Genomic DNA, 2,066 nt, shown 5'->3' on the forward strand with positions numbered 1-2,066 from the left:
TCAGTTGTAACTATAGTTACATCTTGATTAGCTGGGTCATACTCACATGGATCTGTTGGACCTGTCATGTCTAGTACTTCCTGACCATTAGTTACTCCATCACCATCACAGTCTAACGCATCCCATGCTGGAGTAGTTGCTGTAGTATCTTGATTAATTGATTCATACTCACAAGGGTCATTAATATCTGTCCCATCAATTTGTTCCTGTCCGTTAGTTACTCCATCACCATCACAATCTCCAACTAAGAAGGCTGTAGTCTGGGTTTCGGTTATTAATACGTTATTAAAGTCACATGGGTCATAGGGGTCCGTGGCATTTGCAGCATCAACTACGCCATTACCATCTGGATCTACTTCATTTATATTAGTTACACCATCACCGTCACAGTCTGCTGCTTGCCATATTGGGTTTGTAATATCGTATCCTGTATAACCAGGAGCTTGTGTAGGGTCACACGGATCATAAGGTTCAGTTCCTGCCGTATCTTCATCTCCATTTGTAACACCATCACCATCACAGTCTGCTGCTTGCCATATTGGGTTGCTAGTATCTTCATCACCAATAATTCCATCATCATTACATGGGTCGTTTGGATCTGGGTCAACTGAATCACAAGTACCATCACCATCAGTATCTAAACAACCTGTAACAACAACACTTTCAGACAAATCATCTCCAGCAGTAGAGGGATCATTTTCATCTCCAGAAGCTGCTGTTGTATTATTAGTAATAGTATTACCATCTTGACCAATATCTACTGTTCCTTCAATAGTAAGTGTTGCACTTGCGCCATTAATTAAACTTGGAATTGACCAAGTAGGAGAAGTATAAGTTCCTGCACTAACATTTCCATTATTTATTGTAGGTGTTAAACCAGAAGGAATTACATCATTTAAAGAAATATTGTTTGCTGTATCTGGACCATTGTTGGTTACTGTAATTGTAAACGTTACAGTATCTGTTTCCGCCGGTGTAGGGTTTCCACTTGTTAGTGTCTTTACTGTAACAAGATCTGCTAGGCCTGCTGCAACACCACCATTATTCCCATCAGCACCGTTGTCTGTATTATTCGTAGTATTGTTGTCTATTTCATCTGCAGAAACAGTTGCTTCGTTAATGAAGTTTCCTGGACCATCTATTGTTGCAGTAACAGTAAGTGTAATTGAAGCACCATTTGCTAATGCTCCTAAATTACAACCTGGAAAACCAAGACAACCTGCTCCTCCACCTGCTACTGAAACAATTGTCAGGTTTGTTGGAGTATCTGCAACAACTACATTGTTAGCTGTGTCTGGACCATTATTAGTAACAACAATATCATAAGTTACTGTATCACCTGTTTGATATGGGCTTGTATCATTTAAAGTTTTTGTTAAAGCAACATCAGCTACAGCTGCAGCTGTTCCATTATTATTTCCGTCTGTACCATCATCTGTATTATTAGCAATATTGATGTCTATCTCATCTGCACTTACTGAAACCATGTTAGTAAAAGCACCAGGGCCATCAATAGTTGCAGTAACTGTAAGGGTTACTGAAGCTCCATTTGCTATTGTTCCTAAATTACAGCCCGGAAAACCAACACATCCAGGTCCTCCGCCAGTTACACTAACAATAGTTATATTAAAAGGAGTATCGGTTACCATAACATTATTAGCAGTATCTGGACCATTATTTGTAACTACCACATCATACGTTATTGTATCTCCAGTTTGATATGGACTTGTATCGTTTAAGGTTTTTGTAATAGATACATCTGCTACTGCTGCTGCATTTGCACCATCATTATCGGTATCATTGGCAGCATTATTATCTATCTCATCTGCACTTACTGAAGCTGCATTATCAAATGCACCTCCTCCGTCTATCGTAGCAGTTACCGTAATGGCAACGTCATTGACTGGGGTACCTGAAGCAATACTTGCTATTGTACAAGGAAATCCTGTACAACCACCACCACTTACACTTTGTATCGTTAGGTTGGTGGGTGTATCTGTTACAACTACGTTGTTGGCTGTATCTGGACCTGCATTACTTACTACTAAGGTATAGGTAACGGTATC

Annotated in this window: 1 protein-coding gene; it reads right to left on the reverse strand. The window is 39.6% G+C overall.

The window, feature by feature from the left end; translation table 11 throughout:
- On the reverse strand, nucleotides 1–2,066 hold a 2,066-nt coding region (locus tag RM538_RS13335), incomplete at both ends, for a DUF11 domain-containing protein (RefSeq protein WP_432279811.1).

This window comes from Patiriisocius hiemis (assembly GCF_031846325.1).
Lineage (GTDB): Bacteria > Bacteroidota > Bacteroidia > Flavobacteriales > Flavobacteriaceae > Patiriisocius_A > Patiriisocius_A hiemis.